General features: G+C 72.2%; 16 protein-coding genes. 12 read left to right on the top strand and 4 right to left on the bottom strand.

The window, feature by feature from the left end; genetic code table 11:
- Positions 1-118: 118 nt before the first annotated feature.
- The 4 genes from O7607_RS27835 to O7607_RS27820 all read left to right on the top strand — a co-directional run bounded on the left by O7607_RS27835 (position 119) and on the right by O7607_RS27820 (position 3,652).
- Positions 119-793 (top strand): response regulator transcription factor, encoded by a 675-nt coding sequence (locus tag O7607_RS27835; protein ID WP_269706411.1) that lies wholly within the window; start codon positions 119-121, stop codon positions 791-793.
- Positions 790-2,139: a sensor histidine kinase gene (locus tag O7607_RS27830; protein ID WP_269706410.1), complete on the top strand. Its 1,350-nt coding sequence runs from the start codon at positions 790-792 to the stop codon at positions 2,137-2,139. Before O7607_RS27835 ends, O7607_RS27830 begins: the two co-directional genes overlap by 4 nt.
- The gene (locus O7607_RS27825; RefSeq protein ID WP_269706408.1) at positions 2,136-2,699 is read left to right on the top strand and encodes a GerMN domain-containing protein; all 564 of its coding nucleotides are present in this window, start codon (positions 2,136-2,138) and stop codon (positions 2,697-2,699) included. The genes O7607_RS27830 and O7607_RS27825 overlap by 4 nt, the downstream gene beginning before the upstream one ends.
- 143 nt (positions 2,700-2,842) lie before the next feature.
- On the top strand, positions 2,843-3,652 hold the full coding sequence (locus O7607_RS27820; RefSeq protein ID WP_269706407.1) for a SigB/SigF/SigG family RNA polymerase sigma factor: 810 nt from the start codon (positions 2,843-2,845) through the stop codon (positions 3,650-3,652).
- Positions 3,653-3,704: 52 nt separating this feature from the next.
- On the opposite strand, the gene O7607_RS27815 is transcribed toward O7607_RS27820, so the two are convergent.
- Entirely contained in the window at positions 3,705-5,705 is a 2,001-nt protein-coding gene (locus O7607_RS27815) for a glycosyl hydrolase family 28-related protein (RefSeq protein WP_269706406.1), read from the bottom strand.
- Between the two features lie 199 nt (positions 5,706-5,904).
- Here O7607_RS27815 and O7607_RS27810 point away from each other — a divergent pair, with 199 nt between their 5' ends.
- From O7607_RS27810 to O7607_RS27780, 7 genes are all read left to right on the top strand, one after another.
- Positions 5,905-6,906 (top strand): LacI family DNA-binding transcriptional regulator, encoded by a 1,002-nt coding sequence (locus O7607_RS27810; protein ID WP_194801556.1) that lies wholly within the window; start codon positions 5,905-5,907, stop codon positions 6,904-6,906.
- A gap of 328 nt (positions 6,907-7,234) precedes the next feature.
- Complete coding sequence (locus O7607_RS27805) at positions 7,235-8,611, top strand: ABC transporter substrate-binding protein (RefSeq protein ID WP_269706405.1); 1,377 nt, start codon at positions 7,235-7,237, stop codon at positions 8,609-8,611.
- Between the two features lie 60 nt (positions 8,612-8,671).
- Complete coding sequence (locus O7607_RS27800; RefSeq protein ID WP_269706404.1) at positions 8,672-9,631, top strand: carbohydrate ABC transporter permease; 960 nt, start codon at positions 8,672-8,674, stop codon at positions 9,629-9,631.
- Positions 9,632-9,634: 3 nt separating this feature from the next.
- Entirely contained in the window at positions 9,635-10,522 is an 888-nt protein-coding gene (locus O7607_RS27795; RefSeq protein WP_269706403.1) for a carbohydrate ABC transporter permease, read from the top strand.
- 91 nt (positions 10,523-10,613) lie between these two features.
- Positions 10,614-12,239, top strand: a complete 1,626-nt coding sequence (locus O7607_RS27790; protein WP_269707091.1) for a glycoside hydrolase family 13 protein — start codon at positions 10,614-10,616, stop codon at positions 12,237-12,239.
- Between the two features lie 154 nt (positions 12,240-12,393).
- Positions 12,394-15,264 carry a discoidin domain-containing protein gene (locus O7607_RS27785; protein ID WP_269706402.1) on the top strand — a complete coding sequence of 957 codons (2,871 nt, stop codon included), beginning with the start codon at positions 12,394-12,396 and terminating at the stop codon, positions 15,262-15,264.
- A gap of 96 nt (positions 15,265-15,360) precedes the next feature.
- Entirely contained in the window at positions 15,361-19,227 is a 3,867-nt protein-coding gene (locus tag O7607_RS27780) for a discoidin domain-containing protein (RefSeq protein ID WP_269706401.1), read from the top strand.
- Positions 19,228-19,354: 127 nt separating this feature from the next.
- On the opposite strand, the gene O7607_RS27775 is transcribed toward O7607_RS27780, so the two are convergent.
- A complete protein-coding gene (locus O7607_RS27775) occupies positions 19,355-20,338 on the bottom strand; it encodes a transposase (protein WP_269701746.1) in 984 nt (327 codons plus the stop codon).
- A 507-nt stretch (positions 20,339-20,845) separates the two neighbouring features.
- Positions 20,846-22,237, bottom strand: a complete 1,392-nt coding sequence (locus O7607_RS27770) for an aminotransferase-like domain-containing protein (protein WP_269706400.1) — start codon at positions 22,235-22,237, stop codon at positions 20,846-20,848.
- Here O7607_RS27770 and O7607_RS27765 point away from each other — a divergent pair.
- Positions 22,236-23,273, top strand: coding sequence for a DMT family transporter (locus tag O7607_RS27765; protein WP_269706399.1), 1,038 nt, complete (start codon positions 22,236-22,238; stop codon positions 23,271-23,273). The two genes, O7607_RS27770 and O7607_RS27765, sit on opposite strands and share 2 nt — an antisense overlap.
- Here the strand turns inward: O7607_RS27765 and O7607_RS27760 are convergent.
- Entirely contained in the window at positions 23,211-24,425 is a 1,215-nt protein-coding gene (locus O7607_RS27760; RefSeq protein WP_269706398.1) for a hypothetical protein, read from the bottom strand. The two genes, O7607_RS27765 and O7607_RS27760, sit on opposite strands and share 63 nt — an antisense overlap.
- Positions 24,426-24,742: the final 317 nt, after the last annotated feature.

Here is a 24,742-nt window from a genome sequence, read left to right as displayed (position 1 = left end):
CCCCACTCTGCGCAGGGATCTTGGAGGTCCCCGGACGGTTGTATGACGGTTCGATGACAAAAACCACGAACGGCCCACGCGATTGGGCTCCCCGTGGCACGCCGGTCATGATGCCCATATGACGGCCGTACTGGTGATCGAGGACGACGACCGCATCCGGCTCGCGCTGCAGCTCGCCCTGGAGGAGGAGGGCTACGACGCGTACGGCGCGCCGACCGCGGAGGACGGCTTGCGCCGGCAGCGGGAGAAGCCGGCGGACTACGTGCTCGTCGACCTCATGCTGCCCGGCATGAACGGGTTCGACTGCATCCGTCAGCTGCGCCGCGACGACGACGTGCCGGTCGTGGTGATCAGCGCCCGCGACGACACCCACGACATCGTCGCCGCGCTGGAGGCCGGCGCCGACGACTACGTGGTGAAGCCGGTCGCGATCAAGGAGCTGTCGGCCCGGCTGCGGGCGCTGCGCCGGCGCGTACGCACGGTGGCCGGGCCGGTGCCCGCCCAGTTCTTCGGCGACCTGGAGATCAGCGCGGAGGCCGGCGAGGTGCGGCGCTCGGGCCGGCCGGTGCCGGTGACCCGCACCGAGTTCCGGCTGCTCTGCGAGCTGGCCGAGCACGCCGGCCGGGTGCTGTCGCGCCAGCAGCTGCTCAGCCGTGTCTGGGGCTACGAGACCGGCGACGAGCGGCTCGTCGACGTGCACGTGGGCCGGCTGCGCCAGAAGATCGAATCCGACCCGGCCAACCCGCGCCACCTGGTCACCCTGCGCGGCCTCGGCTACAAGCTCCAGCGATGACCCGCCCCGGCCTGCGCGCCCGGGTCACCGCGGCGTTCGCCGTCGGCGCGTTGCTGCTGTCGGCGCTGATGGCCCTCTTCTCGTACGACCTGACCCGGCGCTCGCTGCTCGACGAGCGGGAGCGCACCGCGATCCGGGCCGCCTACTACGACGCCGCGGTGGTCCGCTCCGGCCTCGACACCGGCACCCCGGACGTGGTGGCCGTGCTGCGCTCGCTCGACACCGGCAGCACCCGCCGGCCGCTGCTGCACCTGCCCGACGGCTGGTACGCCCGTACCGCCGACGTGGGCGCCAGCTCGGTGCCGGTGGAGTTGCAGCGCATGGTGGCCGACGGCAAGCCCGCGGTGCAGCGGATCCGGCTCGACGGGCAGCCCGCGCTGCTGGTCGGCGTGCCGCTGCCCGGGGCGCTCGGCTACTACGAGCTGACGTCGCTGCGGGAGGTCGAGGAGACGTTCCAGGTGGTGGGGCTGGCGCTGATCGCCGTGGCGATCATGGTCGCCGGAGCGGGCGCGGCGCTCGGCTGGTACGCCACCCGGCACAGTCTGCGTCCGCTCACCGCCGTCGCCGACGCGGCGGAGCGGATCGCGGCGGGCGACTTCGCCACCCGGCTCGACCCGACCACCGATCCCGACCTCACCCGCCTGTCCAGCTCGTTCAACGAGATGGTCGACAAGCTGGTGCACCGCATCGAGCGGGACCGGCGCTTCGCCGCCGACGTGAGCCACGAGCTGCGCTCGCCGCTGCAGACCCTGGCCGCCGCCGCGAGCGTGCTCCACCGCCGCCGGGAGCACCAGGACGAGCGCACCGCCACCGCGGCGGGCCTGGTCGCCGACGAGGTGACCCGCTTCCAGCGCCTGGTCGACGACCTCATCCAGCTGGCCCGCACCGAGCAGCCGGCCCACCGCGAGACGGTCGACGTGGTGGAGCTGGCCCGCGCCACCTGCCGGGAACGGTCGCTGCCGGAGAGCCTGGTGGCTCTCGACGGCGACGCCCCGCGCCTGTGGTGGGTCGACCGGCGCCGGTTCGCCCAGACGCTGCTGAACCTCCTCGAGAACGCCGAGCGGTACGGCGGCGGGCCGGTCGCCGTACGTCTCGCCGGGCGCGACGGCGTGGGCGTGCTGGAGGTCGATGACAGCGGGCCGGGCGTGCCGCCCGCCGATCGGGAGATCATCTTCGACCGGTTCGTCAGGGGGCGGGCGGCGCACGACCGGGCCGGCACCGACGGCACCGGCCTCGGGCTCGCCCTGGTGGCGCAGCACGCCGCCGCGCACGGCGGAACGGCCGCCGTGCTGGACCGCGCACCCGGCGCCCGCTTCCGCGTCGAACTGCCGGGAGCGCTGCGATGAGCCGGCGGCGGCTCCTGCCCGGCCTGCTCGCGGTCGTGCTGCTGGCCGGCTGCGGGGTGCCGGTGGACGACGAGCCCCGGCTGGTGAAGACGCCACCGGGCGCGTTCCCGACGCCGGCGGTGTCCTCGAGGGTGGACGGGGACGGGCGGGTGGACGAGCCGTTCTGCTTCGTCCGGGACGACGGGCTGGTCGTGGTCACGCGCCGGGTGGACGGACTGCCGGGGGTGGACGCGCACCTGCAGCACCTGCTGGCCGGGCCGGACGGCGGCGAGCGCCGCCAGGGGCTGGCCACGGCGCTGCCCGGCACGGTGGCGGTGGCCGGGGCGACACTGACCGGCACGCTGGCCACCGTCGACGTGCGTCAGGCCGGGGAGGAGACCGGCCGCAACGACGAGGTGCTCGCCTTCGGGCAGATCGTGTGCAGCCTCACTCAGCGGCCGGACGTCTACAGCGTGGCGTTCCGCCGGGACGGGCAGCCGCTGGAGGTGCCGCGCGCGGACGGGAGCCTGTCCGCGCTGCCGCTCACCGCCGCCGACTACCGGCCGCTGCTGCCTCGCTGACACGCCCGTATCGGCTCTATGTCCGGATATGACACAAAATCTCCATCGTCCGTTCGGTTGATTTGGCCGTGGCCTTTGGTCTAGTGTGGCTGGCACGACCGGTGTGGGAGGGCCACCCGTTCTCCGAGGACAGGAAGGGCAGCATGACCACGATGACCATGGCATCGACCGCCACCGAGGTGCATCGCGCGCCGCAGACCGGTGAGGAGACCCGCGCCGGCGAGCTGATCGCGGCGCTCGCCGCCCTGCCCGCCGACCACCCGCAGCGGGCCGCCCTGCGCAACCAGGTCATCGAGGCGTGGCTGCCGCTGGCGAACCACCTGGCCGCCCGCTACAGCGGTCGCGGCGAGCCGGCCGGCGACCTGGCGCAGACCGCGGCGCTCGGCCTGATCAAGGCGGTGGACCGGTTCGACGCCTCGCGCGGTGTCGACTTCGCCGGCTTCGCCATCCCGACCATCCTGGGCGAGATCAAGCGGCACTTCCGCGACCGCACCTGGAACATCCGGGTCCCGCGCCGCCTCCAGGAGCTGCGGCTGCGCATCTCCGAGGCCAACAGCACGCTGACCCAGACGCTCAACCGGGCGCCGACCGTCGCCGACATCGCCGCCCACCTCGACGTCACCGAGGAAGAGGTGCTCGAGGGCCTGGAGGGCGCCCGCGCGTACAACGCGGTCTCGCTGTCCACCCCGATCGGCGACGGCGACAGCGCCACCGAGCTGGGCGACACGCTCGGCACCGAGGACAACGAGTACGAGCTGGCCGACCTGCGCGCCTCCCTGGGCCCGGCGCTCGCCACGCTCGACGAGCGGGAGCAGAAGATCCTCACGCTCCGCTTCTACGGCAACCTGACCCAGAGCGAGATCGCCGCCCGGGTCGGTGTCTCCCAGATGCACGTGTCCCGGCTGCTCGCCCGTGCCCTGACCAAGCTGCGCGGCCAGCTCACCGAGGCCTGATCGACCCGGACGCGACCCCCACCGGCCCGGCCGGCGGGGGTCGCATCGTGTGTCACCAGCGCGAGGGCGGGGGCGGCGGCACCACAGGTGGCCGGTCGTCGCAGGTGATGGTGTTGGGCAGCAGCCACGGGGCGAGCCACCCGCCGTCGTTGCCGCCGAGGTCGGTCACTGTGAACTCCGACCCGGCCGGGGTGAAGTGGAACGACCCGCAGTTGTTCACACCGACCGCGCCCACGTGGCGGGCGTCGACGTTCTCGAAGCGCGCCCCGCCCGCCGTCCGCGCGCTGACCACCGACGTGCCGGTGCCGTCGACCCGGATGTCGCGGAAGCGCACGTTGTCGATGCGGACGCTGTCCTTCACCGGCCAGTCGCTGACCAGCATGATCGCGTTGTACGTGCTGTCCAGGTACGCGTCGCCGCTGACCACGATGTCCGCGGCGTCGATGCTGCGGTCCAGCGCGTAGAACCAGATCGCGCCGAGACCGATGTTCCAGTTCAGGTCGTACGTGCCGGCGCGCACCGTGGTGTTGCCGGTGATCCGTAGCCGGCCGGTGAACGGCTCGGCCCCGAACCGGGAGCCCACCTGGATCGCGCTGCCCTCGCGTACCGGGTCGGCGATCAGGTTGTGCGCGACGGTCAGGTCGGTGCCGCCGTACAGCGCGATGCCGTTGGCGAGCACCGGCGACTGCACGGTGTTGTACGCGAACGTGTTCGACGCGTTCGCCGTGCCCTCCGACCACATGGCGAGCGCGTCGTCGCCGCTGTTGCGGACCACCGAGTTCGTCACCGACGAGTGCGTGACGCCGGTGTGGAAGTTCAGCCCGTCGGCGATCTGGTCGGCGATCACCGTGTTCGTGACCCGCAGGCCGGTCATCGGCCCGTCGAACCACATGCCGACCTTCGTGTGGTGCAGGTATAGGCCGTCGATCGTGCTGTGGCTGAGCGCCCCGCCGATGGCGTTGACCTGGTCGGTGTCGATCCGCTCCCGTACGTCGCCCTCGATCGTGAAACCGGACAGGTGCACGTTGCTGCTGCCGCCGTCGGCGGCGTCGCGGCCGTAGAAGCCGACGCCCGTGTGCCGCGAGCCGTCGGGCGCGGGGGTGTCCAGGGCGACCTCGCGTCCCCGCACGATCGTGTACCAGCTCCCGGCCCCGGCGATCGTCACGTCGTCCACGACGACGTGCCGGTTGACCTGGTAGGTGCCCGGTGGCAGGTAGAGCGGGCGGTCCACCCGGCGGGCGTACGCGATCGCGTGGTCGAACGCGTCGGCGGACTCCCGCCGGCCGGTCGGGTCGGCGCCGAACGACAGCGCGTTCACCGCGCGGGGGACCACGCGGGGCGGCGCGACCAGGTGCGCGTCCACCAGGTCGATCACCGTCCAGGCGGCGGCCGTGCCGCGCGGCGCGGTCAGCCGGACCACCTCACCGGCCCGATGGGTACGGCCGAGCAGCAGGCGCTGCTCGTCGTAGAAGTGGTGCGGCCGGAACGGTTTGGTGATCACCGGTGCGGGCGTGGTGGCCGCCGGGACGCAGGAGCACTCGGTGATCCACCAGTCCGGGTGCAGCAGGTCGGCGCCCGGGTCGTTGGTGAACGGGTACTGGTTGTAGAGCCACGCGTACTGCGAGGTCAGCGTCAGGGTGCGGGCGGGCGCGCGCCCGACGGTCACCCGAAACGGCGCGGTGATCCCACCGCCGCCCGGCGCGTCCGGGATGCTGTAGCGCACGGTCAGCGCGTTCGTGGGCCGGGGGAGTGTGAGTTCGACGTACTGGCCGGGCAGCAGGCGCACGGCCCGGCGGCCGGACGCCTCGCCGGCGAGTGTGTACGCCGACCGGTCCGGCCCGATCACGGTGCCGGTGGTCCGGCCGTGTTCGGCCTCCTGCTCGACGTAGTCCACTGTCGCGCCGCGCCCGGCCACCAGCGCGGGGTCGAGCCCGGCGCGGGTCACCACGGGAGCCGGTCCGCGCGGCGGGCTCGCCGTGGCGGCGCCGGGCGGGACGAGCAGGGCGGCGGCGACGAGCGCCGCCGCGAGGGTCCTCGGCACGCTCCGCGACATCGGAGCACCCACTTTCTCGGGGGACGGGTGGCCCCGGCGGCGCAGGCCATCGACAAGGTTCCTCATGCTATTCCAGCGCTCTGTCGCCTTTCAAGCATCAATCTGCTCGTATCTTTCGGACCAGCTGCGGCCGTCAGCGGCAAGACGTGACCGCTCCGGCTGTTCATTTCTTGCAAGAATCCGACGTACGATTGCCGCCGTGACGAAGCGCCTGACCGAGGTGGCCCGCAAGGCGGGCGTCAGCGAGGCGACGGTGAGCCGGGTGCTGAACGGCCGCGGCGGCGTGTCCGAGGCGACCCGGACCGCCGTGCTGACCGCCCTTGACGTGCTCGGATACGAGCGCCCGAGCAAGCTGCGCGGCGAGCGCGCCCGCCTGGTCGGCCTGGTGCTGCCGGAGCTGCAGAACCCGATCTTCCCGGCGCTGGCCGAGGTGGTGACCGGATCGCTCGCGCAGCGCGGCTTCACCCCGGCGCTGTGTGCCCGCACCATCGGCGGCGTACCGGAGTCCGGGTACGTGGAGATGCTGCTCGACCACCAGGTCAGCGGCGTCATCTTCGCCGGCGGCTCGTACGCCCTCGCCGACGCCTCGCACGAGCACTACCGGCGCCTGACCGACCGGGGCCTGCCGGTGGTGCTCGTCAACGCCGGCGTCGAGGAGCTGGGCTTCCCGCGGGTGTCCACCGACGACGCGGTCGCCGTCGAGCAGGCGTACGGGCACCTGCGCTCCCTCGGCCACGAGCGGATCGGCATGGTGCTCGGCCCGGCCGACCACGTGCCCTCGCGCCGCAAGCTCGACGCGATGGTCCGGGCCGCCGGCTGGGGCGAGGACCGGTCCCTGGTGGAGCGGTCCAGCTTCTCCATGGAGGGCGCCCGGGTCGCGGCCACGAAACTGATCGAGCGCGGCGCCACCGGGATCGTCTGCGCCAGCGACGTGCTGGCGCTGGGCACCATCCGGGCCGCCCGCCGCCTGGGCTGCGCCGTGCCGGCCGACGTCTCGGTGGTCGGCTTCGACGACTCGGCGTTCATGACCTGCACCGACCCGCCGCTGACCACTGTGCGGCAACCGATCGAGACGATGGGCCAGGCCGCCGTGGACCTGCTGGTGACCCAGATCGAGGGCGCCGGCGTGCTGCACGACGAGCTGCTGTTCGAGCCCGAGCTGGTGGTACGCGGCTCCACCGCACCCGCCCCTCGCCGCTGACCCCCGGCGGGCTCCGCCCGCCCACCACGCCCACCGCGCCATCTCCGGTCCGGTGGTGGCGACCCGCGCCCCCATGGTCGCGCTCCCGCGCTCCAGTCTGCCGTCACCGCGCTGCCTTCCGCCGTACCGTCGTGTTTTTGCGTTCTTGAGTTCGCATCTTGCTGGCCTCGGTCGGCGTCGCTACAGTGACTCCACTCACACCTGACCCGGGGCGCGGTTTCCGGAGGCAGGGCGCGCGCCGGTTGCCGTTCCACCACCACAGGCAGCCGCGCGGTCACCGCACATCAGTGAAGGCCATGGATACACCCGTTCCCGAAGGGATGGACAGATGTCCGTACCGCAGTATCGGAAGGTCGCGGCCGTAGCGCTCGCGGCCGGCCTCGGGCTCAGCCTTGCGGCGTGCTCCACCAAGAGCGACGACAGCAGCGACGCCGGCGGCAAGGTCACCATCACCGTCGACTGCCAGCCGGTCGGCGCGCAGAAGGAACTGCTGAAGAACTGGAACGACGACGTCGCCGAGTTCCAGCGGCAGAACCCGGACATCGTCGTCAAGAGCGTCAGCGTCGGCGAGCAGTGCAACAACCCGCCGGACTTCACCGCCCGTCTCGCCGGCGGCACCGTCACCGACGTCTTCTACGGCTACATGACCGACCTGCAGCAGGTGCTGGACTCCGGCCAGGCGATGGACATCGGCCAGTACGCCACGAAGGACACGATCCCCACCTGGGACAGCGTCGACCCCGCGCTCAAGGAGGTCTTCACCGACGGCGGCAAGCTCTACGCCGTACCGGTGAAGAACTACTCGATGGGCCTGATCTACAACAAGGCGCTGTTCCAGCGGGCCGGGCTCGACGTCAACAACCCGCCGAAGACCTGGCCCGAGGTGCGGGCCGCGGCCAAGAAGATCTCCGCGCTCGGCGACGGCATCGCCGGGTACGCCGAGTACAGCGCCGGCAACACCGGCGGCTGGCACTTCACCTCGCTGCTCTACTCCCAGGGTGGCCAGGTGCTCAGCGCCGACGGCAAGAAGGCCGACTTCAACAACGCGATGGGCAAGCAGGTCCTGCAAAACCTCAAGGACATGCGGTACGGCGACAACAGCATGGGCGCCCGGCAGCTGCTCCAGTGGGGTGACCTGCTCACCAACGCCGGCGCCGGCAAGGTCGGCATGTTCATCGGCGCGCCGGACGCTACCCAGGCGATCGTCAGCCAGTTCCAGGGCAAGTACCAGGACTGGGCGATGGGCCCGCTGCCCGGCCAGGACGGCCCCGCCAAGGCCACGCTCGGCGGCGGCGAGGGTTACTTCTTCAAGAAGGGCCTGAGCCCCGAGCAGGTCAAGGCCGGTCTGAAGTGGCTCGCCTACCAGAAGCTCACCCCCGGCAAGGGCCAGTTCGACTACGTGCGTGCCAAGCCGCAGAACTACCCGGTCGGCCTGCCCCAGCCGCTGCTGTTCGCAGGCGGCAGCGACGCGCAGAAGCAGGAACTGGAGCTGCGCAAGGCCAACGCCAACGTGGACACCACGAACTTCGCGGTCTTCGAGGCGAACCCGGTGCCGATCAAGGGCGAGCCGCGTAACGCCCAGGCCATCTACGCGGTGCTCGACGCCGCGATGTCCGGGGTGCTGACCAACCCGAACGCGAACATCGACGCCCTGCTCAAGACCGCCGAGGACAAGGTCAACCAGCTGCTGGCCGCGCAGAGCTGACCCGACCGGAGGTGGGGCCGGCGCACCGGCCCCACCTCCCCGAGCACCGCAGGAGTCGCCTTGGCGCTCACCACCGCCCCCGGTGCCACCCGCCGTACCGGCCCCGTCGCGCCGCCGCCGTCGCGTACCGCCGGACGCCGCGCCGGCCTCGGCCGCAAGGTCCGGGACAACGTCACCGGGCACACGTTCCTCATCGGCGCTGTCGTCTGCTTCGCCGTCTTCTCCTGGTACCCGATGGTGCGCGGCGTCGTGATGAGCTTCCAGCGCACCCGCCGGGGCGAGACCACCTGGGTCGGCTGGGAAAACTACAGCCGGATCATCGCCGATCCGAGCTTCTGGACCGCCTGGAAGAACACGTTCGTCTTCACCGGCCTGGCGCTGGTGCTCGGCTACCTGGTGCCGTTCTTCGTGGCGATCCTGCTCAACGAGCTGCACCACGCCAAGGGCTACCTGCGGGTGCTGGTCTACCTGCCGGTGATGCTGCCGCCGGCCTCAGCGCTGTTCCTGTTCAAGTTCTACGCGTACGACCCGAGCGAGGCGGGGCTGTTCAACGCGATCCTCACCGCGCTGGGACTGCCCACGTCGGAGTGGATGCAGTCGCAGGCGATGACGATGCCCGCCATGGTGATCGCGTCGACCTGGATGAACATGGGCGGCGCCGTACTGATCTACCTGGCCGCGTTGCAGAACATCCCCGGCGAGCTGTACGAGGCCGCCGAGATCGACGGCGCCGGGGTGTGGCGGCGCATCCGGCACGTGACGATCCCGCAGACCCGGCTGATCCTGGCGCTGCTGGCGATGCTCCAGATCGTGGCCACCATGCAGCTGTTCATCGAGCCGCTGATCCTCGCCAACGGCGCCGGTACGCAGGACTCGGCGACCTCGGTGGCGTACCTGATCTACCAGCACGGGTTCTTCCAGAACGACCTCAACGGCGCCGCCGCGCTCGGCGTGATCATGCTGGTGGTGCTGGCCGGGTTCTCCGCCGTCTACCTGCGACTGACCGCGAGACAGGACTAGGACATGGCCGCCGACACCACCACCCGTACCCTCATCTCGCACGCGCAGCTGCGGCGCGGTCGCGGCCGCGTCCTCTACTGGGTCGTGCTCTCCGCGGTCGTGGCCGGGTTCACGCTGGTGTTCCTCGGCCCGCTGTACTGGATGGTCACCGGCGCGCTGAAGTCCGGCCAGGAGATCGCCCAGACGCCGCCGACGCTGTTCCCGCGCGATCCGCAGCCGGGCAACTACGTCGACGCCTGGACCAACCTGGATCTCGCGAAGCTGCTGTTCAACACGTTCTACTACGCGACCGGGGCGGTGGTGTTCCAGCTCGTCCTCGACACCGCCGCCGCGTACGCGTTGTCGAAGCTGCGCCCGGTGCTGGGCAAGCTGATCCTCGGCATGATGCTGGCGACGCTGATGATCCCGGCGATGGTGCTCATCGTCCCGCAGTACGTCACGGTGATCGACCTGCCGATCGTGCACGTCAACCTGCTCGACTCGCCGTTCGCGATCTGGCTGCCGCTGGTGGCCAACGCGTTCAACATCTTCCTGCTGAAACGGTTCTTCGACTCGATCCCGGAGGACCTGATGGCCGCCGCCATGATGGACGGCGCCTCCCCGCTGCGCACGCTCTGGTCCATCGTCCTGCCGATGTCGCGGCCGATCCTCGGCGTGGTGGCGATCTTCGCGGTGACGGCGGTCTGGAAGGACTTCCTCTGGCCGAAGCTGGTCATGCCGTCACCGGAGACGCGGACCGTCAGCGTCGGCATCTACGCATTCGCCGGCGGCACCCCGATGAACGTGGTCATCGCCGCGTCGGTGATCGCCGCGATCCCCACCGTCGTGCTGTTCCTGATCTTCCAGCGCAACATCATGTCCGGCCTGACCACCGGCGGCCTCAAGGGCTGACCGGCGCCGCCGCACGGCCGCCGCCGTCCACAAGCCCGCCGCAAGCCCGCCGCCGCAGAACCGAACCCGCAGAAAGCAGGTGCCCGTGTCCATGGCCGACAACAGCCCGTGGTGGCGCTCCGCGGTGATCTACCAGGTCTACCCGCGCAGCTTCGCCGACGGCGACGGCGACGGGATCGGCGACGTCGCCGGCATCCGGTCCCGCCTGGATCACCTCGCCGCGCTCGGCGTCGACGCGATCTGGTTCAGCCCCTGGTACCCGTCGCCGATGGCCGACGCCGGCTACGACGTGGCCGACTACCGCGACATCGATCCGGTCTTCGGCACGCTCGCCGAGGTGGAGGCGCTGATCGCCGAGGCGCACGCGCTCGGCATCCGCAGCATCGTCGACGTGGTGCCCAACCACTGCTCCGACGCGCACCAGTGGTTCCGGGCCGCGCTCGCCGGCGGGCCGGGCGCGCCGGAGCGGGACCTGTTCTGGTTCCGTCCCGGCCGGGGACCGGGCGGTGACCTGCCGCCCACCGACTGGACCGGCGAGTTCGGCGGCCCGACCTGGACCCGCACCACCGACCCGGACGGCACCCCCGGCGACTGGTACCTGCACCTGTTCGCCCCGCAGCAACCCGACTTCAACTGGGACCACCCCCGGGTCCGCGCCGAGTTCGAGGACATCCTGCGGTTCTGGTTCGAGCGGGGCGTGGACGGCATCCGCATCGACTCGGCCGGTCTGCTCGTCAAGGACGGCACCCTGCCGGAGGTCCACCCGGACCGGCCACACCCGTTCCGCGACCAGGACGGCGTGCACGACGTGTACCGCGCGTGGCGGCGCATCGCCGACTCGTACCCGGGCGAGCGGGCCCTGGTGGGGGAGGTGTGGCTGCCCGACCGGCAGCGGTTCGCGAACTACCTGCGCCCGGACGAGCTGCACACCGCGTTCAACTTCGACTTCCTCGGCTGCGCCTGGGACGCCACCGCGCTGCGGGAGAGCATCGACGGCACGCTCGCCGCGCACGCCCCGGTCGGCGCGCCCGCCACCTGGGTGCTGTCCAACCACGACGTCACCCGCCACGTCACCCGGTACGGCCGCGCCGACACCCGGTTCAGCTTCGCCGCCAAACGCGAGGGCATCCCCACCGACCTGGAACTGGGCACCCGCCGGGCCCGCGCCGCCGCGCTGCTGTCCCTCGCGCTGCCCGGCGCCGCCTACGTCTACCAGGGTGAGGAACTGGGCCTCTGGGAGGTCGAGGACATCCCGTACGAGCTGCGGCAGGACCCGATGTGGGAGCGGTCCGGGCGGGTCGACCCGGGCCGCGACGGCTGCCGGGTGCCGCTGCCCTGGCAGGGCGACACCCCGCCGTTCGGGTTCAGCCCCGACGGCGCGGCCACCGCGCCCTGGCTGCCGCAACCGGCCGACTGGAAGGACCGCACGGTCCGCGCCCAGACCGGCGACCCGCACTCGATGCTGGAGCTGTACCGGGCCGCGCTGGCGCTGCGCCGCACCGAACCGGCGCTCGGCGACGGCACGCTGACCTGGCTGCCCGCACCGGACGGTGTGCTCGCGTTCGCCCGCGAACCCGGCTTCACCTGCCTGGTCAACCTCGGCGGCGCGGCTGTGCCGCTGCCCGCGCACGACGAGCTGCTGCTCGCCAGCGGCCCACTCGACGACGACCGGCTGCCACCGGACACCGCGGTCTGGCTGCGTACCCGATCGGCCTGACCGCGGCGCCGGCGGCCCCGTCCCGCCGCCGGCGCCGCCGAACCACCCGGCGGCCCGTCCCGGCCGCCACAGACGCCGCACACCTGGGGAGGAGGAAGGAGAGGCAACGCCGCACGGGGGGATCTGGCCACCGACGAAAGGGAGCACACCCCGCATGGCCGAGCACCGCACCGCGCACCGCCACCGCAGCACCGGCGTGGCCGCCCTCGCCGCCGTCACGCTCGCCGCCTCGACACTCGTCGTCGTGGCGCTCACCACGACCGCCACCCCGGCGTCCGCCGCCGGGCTGTCCCCGTTCGACATCACCGGACGCGGCGCCACAGTGCCGTTCCGGGAGCAGGAGGCCGAGCAGGCCGCCCACACCGGCACGAAGATCGGCCCCGACCGGCGCTACGGCACGCTGCCGTCGGAGGCGTCCGGCCGGGAGGCGGTCACGCTCGACGCGGTCGGCGAGTACGTCGAGTTCACGCTCACCGCCCCGGCCAACGCTGTCACGTTCCGGTACAGCCTGCCGGACAACGCCGCCGGCACCGGCCGCGACGCCACCATCGACCTGCGCGCCAACGGCACCCTGGTCAAGGCGGTGCCGGTCACCTCCCGGTACGGCTGGTACTACGGCGGCTACCCGTTCAACAACAACCCGGGCGACACCAACCCGCACCACTTCTACGACGAGACCCGCACCATGTTCGGCACCACGTACCCGGCCGGCACGAAGATCCGCCTCCAGGTCTCCTCGACCGCCCAGTCACCCACGTTCACCATCGACCTGGCCGACTTCGAGCTGGTCGGCGCACCGATCACCAAGCCGTCCGGCGTGCTGGACGTGGTGACCGACTTCGGCGCCGACCCGACCGGCGGCACCGACTCGACGGCGAAGTTCCAGGCCGCCGTGGACGCCGGCAAGGCGCAGGGCCGGGCGGTGTGGATCCCGGCCGGCACGTTCACGCTCTGGGACCACGTCGTGGTCGACGGCGTGACGCTGCGCGGCGCCGGCCCCTGGTACTCGGTGCTGGGCGGGCGGCACCCGACCGACCGTAAACGCGCCGCCGGCATCTACGGCAAGTACGTTCCGGGCGGCGGCTACTCGGGCGAGATCCGCCCGCACGAGGCCGGCGGGCCGAGCCGCAACGTCACGCTGCGGGACTTCGCCATCATCGGCGACATCCGGGAACGCGTCGACGAGGACCAGGTCAACGCCATCGGCGGCGCGATGAGCAACTCGGTGGTGGACAACCTGTGGTTGCAGCACACCAAGGTCGGCGCCTGGATGGACGGGCCGATGGACAACTTCACCATCCGCAACAGCCGCATCCTCGACCAGACCGCCGACGGGGTGAACTTCCACTGGGGCGTCACCAACTCCACTGTGACCAACACGTTCGTCCGCAACACCGGCGACGACGCGCTGGCCATGTGGGCCCAGAGCGTGCCGAACGTCGGCAACTCCTTCACCCGTAACACCATCGGCGTGACGATCCTGGCCAACCACCTGGTCACGTACGGCGGGCGGGACATCACCATTGCGGACAACGTCACCGCCGACTCGGTCACGAACGGCGGCGGCATCCACGTGGCGAACCGCTATCCGGGCGTCACCGGGCCGACAGCAGTGGCCGGCACGATCACGGTGGCCCGCAACACGCTGATCCGCAACGGCAACTCCGACTACAACTGGCAGTTCGGCGTCGGCGCGATCTGGTTCTCCGCGCTCAACGAACCGATCCAGGGCGCCACGATCGCCGTCACCGACACCGACATCCTGGACAGCTCGTACGCGGCGCTGCACTGGATCGAGGGCCAGACCAGCGGCATCTCGTTCGACAACGTCCGCATCGACGGCGCGGGCACGTACGCGCTCCAGGTGCAGGCGCCCAGCCAGGTCCGGTTCACGAACGTGCGCGCCACCGGCATCGCGCAGTCCAACCCGATCCACAACTGCGTCGGCAGCGGCTTCCAGATCACCCAGGGCACCGGCAACTCCGGCTGGTACACGCCCACCCCGTACTGCGGGCCGTGGCCGCAGCCGCAGTGGGGCAACGGCCCGTCCAGCCCGCCGCCGACCAGCCCGGCGCCGACCACGGCAGCGCCGACGACGGCCCCGCCGACCACCGCGCCGCCGACCACGCCGCCGCCGGCCGGCGGGAACCTGGCCCTGGGCCGGCCGGCGACAGCCACCAGCACCACCCAGACGTACGCCGCCGCCAACGCCGTCGACGGCAACGCCGCCAGCTACTGGGAGAGCGCCAACAACGCGTTCCCGCAGTCGCTCACCGTCGACCTCGGCGCGTCCCGGACCGTCGACCGGGTGGTGCTGAAGCTCCCGCCCGGCTGGGAACGGCGTACCCAGACGCTGTCGGTGCTCGGCTCGACCGACGGCTCCTCGTACAGCACGCTGGCCGCGTCGGCGGGCCGCGTCTTCGACCCGGCGGCCGGCAACAGCGTGTCGATCGCGCTGCCGTCCGGCGACCGGCGGTTCGTCCGGGTCACCGTCACCGGCAACACCGGCTGGCCGGCGGGCCAGCTCGCCGAACTGGAGGTGTACGGCGGCGGCACCACCACGCCGCCGCCCGCCACGACTGCGCCACCCACCACCGCGCCACCGGCCGGGAACCTGGCGGCGGGCCGTCCCGTCGCGGAGACCAGCCACGCCGACGTGTACGGCGCCGCAAACACCGTGGACGGCAACGCCGCCACCTACTGGGAGAGCGCCAACAACGCCTTCCCCCAGTCGGTGACAGTCGACCTGGGCAGCGCCCGGCCGGTCGCCCGGGTGGTGCTGAAGCTGCCCCCGTCGGCGGCCTGGCAGACCCGTACCCAAACCGTGGCGGTGCTCGGCTCCACCGACGGCTCGTCGTACTCGACGCTGAAGGCGGCGGCGGGCTACACGTTCGACCCGGCGGGCGGCAACAGCGTGTCGATAGCGCTGCCCGCCGGTGACCGCCGCTACGTGCGGCTGACCTTTACCGGCAACACCGGCTGGCCGGCCGGCCAGCTGTCCGAGTTCGAGGTGTACGCCTCCTGACCCGGCGCGGCGGGGCCGCCCCGGTCCCGCCGCGCCACCGCACCCCCACCCCCGAACGCCTCTCCACCTCCCCCGGGAAGAAGGTGTCCGTCCACCATGTCCAGACTCCGTACCGGAATCGTCGCGGCGCTCGCCGCGGTCGGCCTGGTCGTCACCGCGGCCCCCGCCCCACCGGCCCTCGCCGCCGGCGGCCCGAACCTCGCCGCCGGGCGCACCGCCACCGCCAGCAGCGTCAACGGCCCCTACGTCGCGGCCAACCTGACCGACGGCAACCAGGGCAGCTACTGGGAGAGCAGCGGCGCGCTGCCCCAGTGGGCCCAGGTCGACCTCGGCACCAGCCGCGCCGTCGACCAGGTGGTGCTGAAGCTCCCGGCCGCCTGGGAGGCCCGCAGCCAGACGCTGTCGGTGCAGGCCGGCGCCGACGGCAGCGGCTTCACCACAGTCGTCGCCTCCGCCGCCCGCGCGTTCAGCCCGGCCGCCGCCAACACCGCGACGCTCGGCTTCACCGCCACGAACGCCCGCTACCTGCGGGTCGTGATCACCGCGAACACCGGCTGGCCCGCCGGTCAGCTCGCCGAGTTGGAGGTCTACGGCCCGGCCACCGGTGACACCCAGGCGCCGAGCGCGCCCGGCAACCTCGCGTTCACCGAGCCGGCCACCGACCAGGTGCGGCTGACCTGGACCGCGTCCACCGACAACGTGGGCGTCACCGGCTACGACGTGTACGCCAACGGGGTGCTGCGCACGAGCGTCGGCGGCACCACGCTGACGTACACCGACACCCAGCCGGCCGGGACCACCGTCTCCTACTACGTGCGGGCGCGTGACGCGGCAGGGAACGTGTCGGCGAACAGCAACACGGTGACCCGTACCGGCAACACCGGGGACACCGTCGCGCCCACCGCGCCCGGCAACCTGGCCCACACCCAGCCGGCGAGCGGACAGATCCGGCTGACCTGGACCGCGTCCACGGACAACGTCGGCGTCACCGGCTACGAGGTGTACGCCAACGGGACGCTGCGCACCACGGTCAGCGGCTCCACGCTCACGTACACCGACAGCCAGCCGGACAGCGCCACCGTCTCGTACCACGTGCGGGCCCGCGACGCGGCCGGGAACGTGTCGGCGAACAGCAACACCGTCACCCGCACCGGCAGCAGCACCGGCGGCACCAACCTGGCGGTCGGCAAGCCCGCCACCGCGTCGTCGATGGTGCACGTGTTCGCCGCCGCTAACGCCGTCGACAACGACGTCACCACCTACTGGGAGGGTGCGCCCGGCGCGTACCCGAGCACGCTCACCGTCGCGCTCGGCGCCAACGCCGCCATCAGCGCCGTCGTGGTGAAGCTCAACCCGGACCCGGCGTGGGGCGCGCGTACCCAGACGTTCCAGGTGCTCGGGCGGGAGCAGTCCGCGTCCGGGTTCACCAGCCTGGTCGGCTCCGCCACGTACTCCTTCAACCCGAACAGCGCGAACACGGTGACCGTCCCGGTCTCCGCGACCGCCGCGGACGTGCGGCTCCAGTTCACCGCGAACTCCGGCTCCTCCAACGGCCAGGTCGCCGAACTCCAGGTCATCGGCGTGCCGGCGCCGAACCCGGACCTCACCGTCACCGCCGTCACCGCCGCGCCATCCGCGCCGGTGGAGACCGACGCGATCACGCTGTCCGCCACCGTGCGCAACGCCGGCACCGCGGCCTCCGCCGCCACCGCCGTCACCCTCTACCTGGGTACGACGAAGGTCGGCACCGCCGCCGTCGGCGCACTCGCCGCAGGGGCGTCGAGCACGGTCTCGGCCAACATCGGCGTACGCGACGCCGGCAGCTACCTGCTCACCGCGAAGGTCGACGAGGCGAACGCGGTGATCGAGCAGAACGAGGCGAACAACTCCTACACCAGCCCGACCCCGCTGACCGTCAGCCCGGTCGCCAGCTCCGACCTGGTCGCCTCCGCCGTCACCTGGTCGCCCGGCACGCCGAGCGCGGGCGCGGCCGTCTCCTTTGCGGTGACGCTGCGCAACCAGGGCACGATCGCGTCGGCGAGCGGCGCGCACGGCGTCACGCTGACGGTGCGCGACCAGTCCGGCGCGGTGGTCCGCACGCTCACCGGCTCGTACAGCGGCACGATCGCGGCCGGGGCCACCGCCGGTCCGGTGTCGGTCGGTACCTGGACCGCCGCCAACGGCCGGTACACGGTGCGGGTGGTGCTCGCCGACGACGCCAACGAGCTGCCGGTGAAGCGGCAGAACAACACCAGTGACCGGTCGCTGTTCGTCGGCCGCGGCGCGAACCTGCCGTACGACGCCTACGAGGCCGAGGACGGCACGACCGGCGGCGGCGCGCAGGTGATCGGCCCGAACCGCACCATCGGCGACCTCGCCGGGGAGGCGTCCGGCCGCCGCGCGGTCACGCTCAACACCACCGGCGCGTACGTCGAGTGGACCACCCGCTCGGCGGCGAACGCGCTGGTCGCCCGCTTCTCCATCCCGGACGCCCCGGGCGGCGGCGGGATCGACTCGACGATCAACGTCTACGTCAACGGCGTGCTGCACAAGCCGATGAGCCTCACCTCCAAGCACATCTGGCTCTACGGCGCCGAGGCCGGGCCGAGCGACTCGCCGAGCGCCGGGGCGCCCCGGCACCTGTACGACGAGGCGAACGTCCTGCTCGACAGCACGGTCCCGGCGGGCAGCCGGATCCGGCTCCAGAAGGACCCGGCGAACACCACCACGTACGCGATCGACTTCGTCGACACCGAACTGGTGTCGCCGCGCGCCAACCCCGACCCGGCCCGCTACAAGGTGCCCACCGGGTTCAGCCACGCCGACGTGCAGAACGCGCTCGACGCGGTCCGGATGGACACCACCGGCACCCTGGTCGGCGTCTACCTGCCCGCCGGCACGTACGAGACGGCGCAGAAGTTCCAGGTGTACGGCAAGGCGGTGCAGGTCGTGGGCGCCGGCATGTGGTTCACCCGCTTCCAGACGCCGCGCAACCAGCAGAACACCGACGCCGGCTTCCGGGTCGAGTCCTCGGCGAGCGGCTCGACCTTCGCCCACCTGGCGTTCTTCGGCAACTACACCAACCGGATCGACGGGCCCGGCAAGGTGTGGGGCGAACTGAAGGACGTGGACGACCTGACGCTCGACAGCGTCTGGGTGGAGCACACGGTGTGCGCGTACTGGGGGGTGAGCGTGGACGGGCTGACCATCCGGGACAGCCGGTTCCGCAACACCTTCGCCGACGCCGTGAACATGACGAACGGCAGCACCAACAACCTGGTCACCAACTCGGAGGGCCGCTCCAACGGCGACGACGCGTTCGCGTTGTTCTCCGCCACCGACCAGGGCGGCTCCGGCGGCAACCACGGCAACGTGTTCGAGAACCTGACCGCCACGCTGACCTGGCGGGCGGCCGGGCTGGCCGTGTACGGCGGGTACGACAACGTGTTCCGCAACCTCTACATCGCCGACCAGCTCACGTACTCGGGCATCACGATCAGCTCGCTGGACTTCGGCTACCCGTTCGTCGGGTTCGGCGCCAGCCCGCCCACCCGGTTCGAGAACATCTGCCTGATCCGGTCCGGCGGCCACTTCTGGGGCGCGCAGACGTTCCCGGCGATGTGGTTGTTCTCCGCGTCGAAGGAGTTCCGTGGCATCCGGGTGACCGACGTGGACATCGTCGACCCGACGTACTCGGGGATCATGTTCCAGACCAAGTACAACGGCAGCCAGCCGGAGAACCCGATCACCGACACGGTGCTGACGAACGTGTCGATCTCCGGCGCGCGGCGCAGCGGTGACGCGTTCGACGCGAAGTCCGGCTTCGGCATCTGGGTCAACGAGATGCCCGAGCCAGGTCAGGGCCCCGCGGTCGGCGCGGCGACCTTCACCAACCTCCGCCTGACCGACAACGCCCAGGACATCAAGAACACCACAACAACCTTCACCATCACCCGCAACTGACCCGACCCCGCCCACCCCGCCCCGCCCCACCCCTCCCGCCCCCGCGATCTTGCACTTCCGGCCCCCGCGATGCCGGATTACTCCCGGTATGAGGGGCACCCAACTGCAAGATCTGTGAAGGTGTTTGTCAAGCGTTGGTTTCGAGGGTGCGCCAGATTTGGCGGGCTATGTAGCGTTTGAGGCTGCGGGTGATTTCGGCTGGGGTGCGGCCTTCGGTGGTGCGGCGTTCGACGTAGTCCTTGGTGGGTTGGTGGCATCGTTGGCGGGTTTTCGCGATGGTGTGTAGGGCGGCGTTGAGGGTGCGGTCGCCGCCTCGGTTGAGGCGGTGGCGGATGGTGCGTCCGGAGTTGGCGGGGACGGGGCTGGCGCCGGCGAGTGAGGCGAAGGCGGCTTCGTTGCGGAACCGGCCGGGGTGTGACCAGGCGGTCAGTGCGATCGCGGCGGTGACGGGGCCGATCCCGGGTTGGTCGAGCAGGGTGGGGCAGAGCTTGTCGACCAGGGTGCGGATCTCGGCGAGGTTGGCTTTCAGGAGCTTCTCGAGGGTCAGGATCTGCTCGGCCAGGGCTGCCAGTTGAGTGCGGCGCAGTCGGTCAAGTCCGCTGCCGCTGCCGGTGCCGGTGGTGAGGGTGGTGGCGTGTTGGACCTGCCGCAGGGTGTTCAGTCCGCGCATCTGTGTGCGTAGATCGTCGTCGGCGGTGAGGATCAGCGATTTGAACAGGTTGATGGTGGCGGTGCGGGTGTCGCTGTAGTGGCGGCGGCAGACGTGCAGCAGGCGCAGGGCTTCCCGGTCGCCGTCGGCGCGGGGCGTGGCGACGTGGTCGGCGGCCAGCACCGCGCGAGCGGCGTGCACGGCGTCCAACGCGTCGGACTTGCCGCCTCGCCGACGGCGTCCGGCAGCGGGTTTGGGTGCTTCCAGGACGTCCTCACCCGCGGCGCGCAGGACACGCAGCAGGCCGACCCCGTGACACCGGGCGCCGTCCAGGGCCCAGGCCCGCCGGCCCGTTCCCAGCCCGGTCGTCTGCCGCCCGGCCCAGGCCAGCAGAACAGCGGCGCCGTCGGCGGTGGCCGGCACGGTGATCTCGGCCAGCACTGTCCCGACCGGGGTGGTCACCGCGGCGGTGTGCGTATCGGTATGGGTATCCACACCGATGACCGCGTCAACACGGCCGGCCAGACGATCTGCCAGGATGGAAGGCACGGACGGTTCTCCCTTGCACGGGACGACGTTCGGACGGCGTCGGCCCGGGAGACGATCACCCGGCGGCACATCTGTGATGAGTCACGCGACACCAATCGCGGACAGGCTTCTGATCAGGCCAGCAAGGTGGGCCGGGCCGACGCCGGCAACCCACGAGGACAGGTCGCGCTTCACGGCACACCCTTCTGCGGTGGCCAGATCTTGCATGAGTCACTCGTCGATCACCGACGTCGAACCCTACCGATACCAACCCCTCCCGGAACCGGCCCACCTATAGAAGCGTCGCGGGGATGGAGCGGGATGGGTGCGGGGCCCCGGGCCGAACGGCGATCTTGGAGTTGTGGCGCCTCTGATAGCGGGGCGAAGCCGACAAGACGTGGCACCACAAGTCCAAGATCGACGGAGGTGTGAGCCCGCCGGTCAGTGGGGGAGGGCGGTGGACAGGCGGCGGATCGCCTCGTCCATCTGGTCGGGTGGGGCGGCGGCGTACGTCAGGCGCAGGTGCGGGGCGGGAGGTTCGGCCGCGTACCAGGGGCGCCCGGGGAAGACGGTGACGCCCGCCGCGGCGGCCGCCGCCGTCACCGCGACGTCGTCGGTGCCGTCGGGCAGCCGTACCCACAGGTGCAGGCCGCCGCGTGGCACGTCGCGCGGCGCCACCGACGGCAGGTGCCGGTCCAGCGCCGCGAGCAGCGCCTCCCGGCGGGCCCGCAGCTCCCGGCGCAGGGTACGGCGGTGCCGGTCCCAGGCCGGCGCGGTGAGGAACTCCAGCGCCGCTTGTTGCAGCGGCCCGGCGACGAAGAGGTCGTCGAGCAGCCGGGCGGCGCGCAGCCGCGCCCCGGCCGGTCCGCGCGCGCCGAGCGCGGCGATCCGCAGGCCGGGTGCTGTGGACTTGGTGAGCGAGCGCAGGTAGACGACGTGCCCGTCCGGGTCGTCGGCGGCCAGCGGTGGCGGGGCCTCGCCGTCGATGGTGAGGTCGCGGGCGTAGTCGTCCTCGACCAGGAACGCGTCCGCGTCGCGGACCGCCTCGGCGACGTCGGCGCGCCGGGCGGCGGAGAGCGTCGCGCCGTGCGGGTTGGCGTACAGCGGCTGGCAGTAGAACAGGCGGGCGCCGGTACGGGCGAACGCGGCGGCGAGCTGGTCGGGGCGTACCCCGTCGGTGTCGGCGGGTACCGGCACCACCCGCAACCCGGCGGCGCGCGCGGCGGCGAGCGCGCCCAGGTAGGTGGGGGACTCGACCAGCACCGTGTCCCCGGGCATCGTGAGTGCCCGCAGCGTGGAGGAGAGCGCGGCCTGCCCGCCGGGGCAGATCACCATGTCCTCGGCGCGCAGGCCGCCACCCGCCTCGCGGGCGAACCAGGCGCGCAGGTCGGCGCGTCCCTCGACCGGGCCGCGCTGCCACGCGGCCGGTTGCCGGGCCGCGCGGGCGAGCGCCGCACCGAGCGCGGCAGCCGGCTGGAGATCCGGGTCCAGGTAGCCGCCGGTCAGCGGAATCGCGCCCGACGGCGGTAGCGCCAGTAGCGCCTGCATCTCCTCCTCGCCGCCCCGCCGCGAGCCCAGCGCGACCGTCTGCCACGACAGGTCCGCCGGTGGCGCTCCGGTGCGCCGGGCGGCCACGTACGCGCCGCGGCCCGGACGTGTCTCGACCAGCCCGTCCGCGACGAGCCGCCGGGTCGCCTCGGCGACCGTCACGGGGGAGACGTGATGGTGCGCGGTCAGCTCCCGTACCGACGGCAGCCGGGTGCCGGGCGCGGCGTCGGCCGCCAGGGCACCCAGGTGCCGAACGACGCGGTCGATAGCGCTACCATCATTCATGACGGGACAGAGTAGCGCTACTGCACCGACGACGGTAACGGCGAAACCGGGTGCCGGGGTCGCCCTCGGCGCGCTGGGTGTGCTCGCCTTCAGCATGTCGCTGCCGGCCACCCGCGTCGCGGTGCACACACTCGACCCCTGGTTCGTCGCGTTCGGACGGGCGGTCGGCGCGGCGCTGCTCGCGTGGGCCTACCTGCGGCTGACCGGTGCGCCGCGCCCCATCCGGGACCAGTGGCGACGGCTGTCGATCGTCGCGCTCGGCGTCGTGGTCGGCTTCCCGCTGTTCACCTCGCTGGCGCTCACCACACAGACATCGGCGCACGGCGCCGTGGTCGTCACCGTGCTGCCCGCGATGACCGCCGTGTTCGCGGTGCTGCGCGCGGGCGAACGGCCGCCGCCGCTGTTCTGGATCGCCGGTGCCGCCGGGCTGGCGCTGGTGCTCGCGTTCCTCGCCGCGAGCGGCTCGATGCGCGGGACGCTGTCGTTTGCCGACCTGTTCCTGCTCGCCGCCGTGGTGCTCTGCGGCCTCGGGTACGCCGAGGGCGGCCGGCTGGCCCGCGAACTCGGCGGCGCCCGGACGATCTGCTGGGCGCTGCTGCTGTCGCTCCCGGTCACCGTGCCGGTCACGGTGGTGGCCGCTCTCGTCCACCCGCCGCAGGGCGGCACCGCCGCCTGGACCGGGTTCGGCTACCTCACCGTGGTGTCGATGTTCCTCAGCTTCTTCGCCTGGTACGCCGGGCTGGCCCGGGGCGGCATCGCCAAGGTGGGCCAGATCCAGCTCGTGCAGCCGGTGCTCACGCTGGTCTGGTCGGCGGTGCTGCTCGGCGAGGCGGTCACGACCGGTGCGATGGTGGTGGCGGGTGCGGTGCTCGCCTGCGTGGTGCTCATCCAGCGCACCCGCAGCGGCGCGACACCGGCGCGCACCTCGGGCGGGCCGTTCTCAGCAGGCCGGCCCGCCCCGGGCGAGCCGGCCTCAGCAGGGCACGATGGTGCCGGTCACCGTGGAGACGTACGCGTGGCTGACGAAGTGTCCTGACGCGAGGCGGTTCCACTGGCTGGTGGTCCGGTACGGTCCGCTCACCGTCTGACCGGTGACGGAGCACTCGATCGGCACGTTGGCGGACGTGGCGGCCAGGCCGACGACGGCGTTGCTCGTGCTCGGGCCGGAGCGGATGTTGAGCGGCCCGCTGCCGATCCGGCCCCGGGTGCCGGTGCCGGTCCAGAGGTAGGCGACGTCGACCCAGGCGTTGTCGGTCAGCAGCAGGCCGTCCCAGAACGTGCCGTCGGCGAGGTCGATGCCGGCCGGGCTGCCCACCACGCGCCCGAACTGGTCCCGGCCCCCGTTGTAGCCGCTCTGGTACGCCGCCTGCGCCTCGGGCCGGCCCTGCGGCAGGTCCTTCCACATCTCCCGGGTGCTGCTGGGGTTCCAGTAGTCGTCCTTGGTGTTCCACGGTCCGACGTCCCAGACCGGCGCGTACTCGCAGCGGCTGCGGGTGGTGGTGCAGACCCGCACGGTGTAGTCGCCGGTGTTCTTCGGCGCGAGGCCGCGGAACGAGGGCAGCGCGACGAAGTGGTCCCGGGAGACGATCACGTGCCCGTTGGCGGTGGTGCCGCCGACCAGGCCCTCGCGGGTGGCGTACACCCGGTAGGTGAGGCCCGGGGTGGCGGCCGTGACGGCGGCGACCGAGTCGGCGGTGAGCCGCACCCGGCGCAGGGCGGGCGCGGCGGCCGGCCGGCCGGCGGTGAGCGCGACGCGGATCTGCACCCGGGTGACCGGCTGGTCGAAGACGGCGCCGCCGGCGGCGGAGCGCCACTCGGTCCACCCGCCCGACCGCCAGCCACGCGCCGCCACCTCGACGGCGCCGTCGGGGCCGGGGCTCGCGACGATGTCGGCGCGGACCCGGTTGGCCGGTACGGCGAGCGAGTGCGGCGTGACGACGAGCGTGCCCTCGGCCGCGATGCCGTGCCGGGCCGCGGGTCGGTGGGCCGGGTCGGCGAGGCGGAGTTCCGTGCCGGTCCAGCGGACGTTGACGTCGTCGGAGTCGACGGCAGTGAGGTCGGCGCTCCACGTGTTGCCGGTGGCCGCCGGGGCCGTCAGTGGTGCGGCGGGTGCCGGCGAGACGGCCAGCACGGCGGCGACGACGCCGGCGACCGCCGCGAGCGGGCGTGTCCTGCGGGAACGGGGCATGACGCTCCTCGTGGGGGCATGAGGTAGACGAGCTTCGATGTCAGGGTGGGGTGCAGGCAATCATCGATCTCGCGTCCCGTCAAGGCGGCGCCCTCCCGGTCCCGGTGGCCGGAGCAGTGCAAAAAACCTGCAAACGCCAGCCCTTGCCTTCCTGGAAAGCGCTTTCATACGATTGCGTTACATCGATGTTTCATGTGCGGGCCGGGCCTCGCAGATGAACGACATTCGCCGGCGGCGCGCCTGATCGCGTCGCGGCTCCTCATTATTCCCATTCGGTGAATGCCGCTGCTCGGCGGCAATTCCCGCATGCTCGAAAA

The sequence above is a fragment of the Micromonospora sp. WMMA1949 genome (genome assembly GCF_027460145.1).
Taxonomy (GTDB): Bacteria; Actinomycetota; Actinomycetes; order Mycobacteriales; family Micromonosporaceae; genus Micromonospora.
The sequence above is the reverse complement of the archived record's forward strand: the minus strand, read 5'-3'. Positions and strand labels throughout refer to the sequence as shown.

Coding starts and splice junctions, on each gene's coding strand:
- O7607_RS27835 (WP_269706411.1), top strand. CDS start 119: ATGACGGCCGTACTGGTGATCGAGGACGACGACCGCATCCGGCTCGCG.
- O7607_RS27830 (WP_269706410.1), top strand. CDS start 790: ATGACCCGCCCCGGCCTGCGCGCCCGGGTCACCGCGGCGTTCGCCGTC.
- O7607_RS27825 (WP_269706408.1), top strand. CDS start 2,136: ATGAGCCGGCGGCGGCTCCTGCCCGGCCTGCTCGCGGTCGTGCTGCTG.
- O7607_RS27820 (WP_269706407.1), top strand. CDS start 2,843: ATGACCACGATGACCATGGCATCGACCGCCACCGAGGTGCATCGCGCG.
- O7607_RS27815 (WP_269706406.1), bottom strand. CDS start 5,705: ATGTCGCGGAGCGTGCCGAGGACCCTCGCGGCGGCGCTCGTCGCCGCC.
- O7607_RS27805 (WP_269706405.1), top strand. CDS start 7,235: ATGTCCGTACCGCAGTATCGGAAGGTCGCGGCCGTAGCGCTCGCGGCC.
- O7607_RS27795 (WP_269706403.1), top strand. CDS start 9,635: ATGGCCGCCGACACCACCACCCGTACCCTCATCTCGCACGCGCAGCTG.
- O7607_RS27790 (WP_269707091.1), top strand. CDS start 10,614: ATGGCCGACAACAGCCCGTGGTGGCGCTCCGCGGTGATCTACCAGGTC.
- O7607_RS27785 (WP_269706402.1), top strand. CDS start 12,394: ATGGCCGAGCACCGCACCGCGCACCGCCACCGCAGCACCGGCGTGGCC.
- O7607_RS27780 (WP_269706401.1), top strand. CDS start 15,361: ATGTCCAGACTCCGTACCGGAATCGTCGCGGCGCTCGCCGCGGTCGGC.
- O7607_RS27765 (WP_269706399.1), top strand. CDS start 22,236: ATGACGGGACAGAGTAGCGCTACTGCACCGACGACGGTAACGGCGAAA.
- O7607_RS27770 (WP_269706400.1), bottom strand. CDS start 22,237: ATGAATGATGGTAGCGCTATCGACCGCGTCGTTCGGCACCTGGGTGCC.
- O7607_RS27760 (WP_269706398.1), bottom strand. CDS start 24,425: ATGCCCCGTTCCCGCAGGACACGCCCGCTCGCGGCGGTCGCCGGCGTC.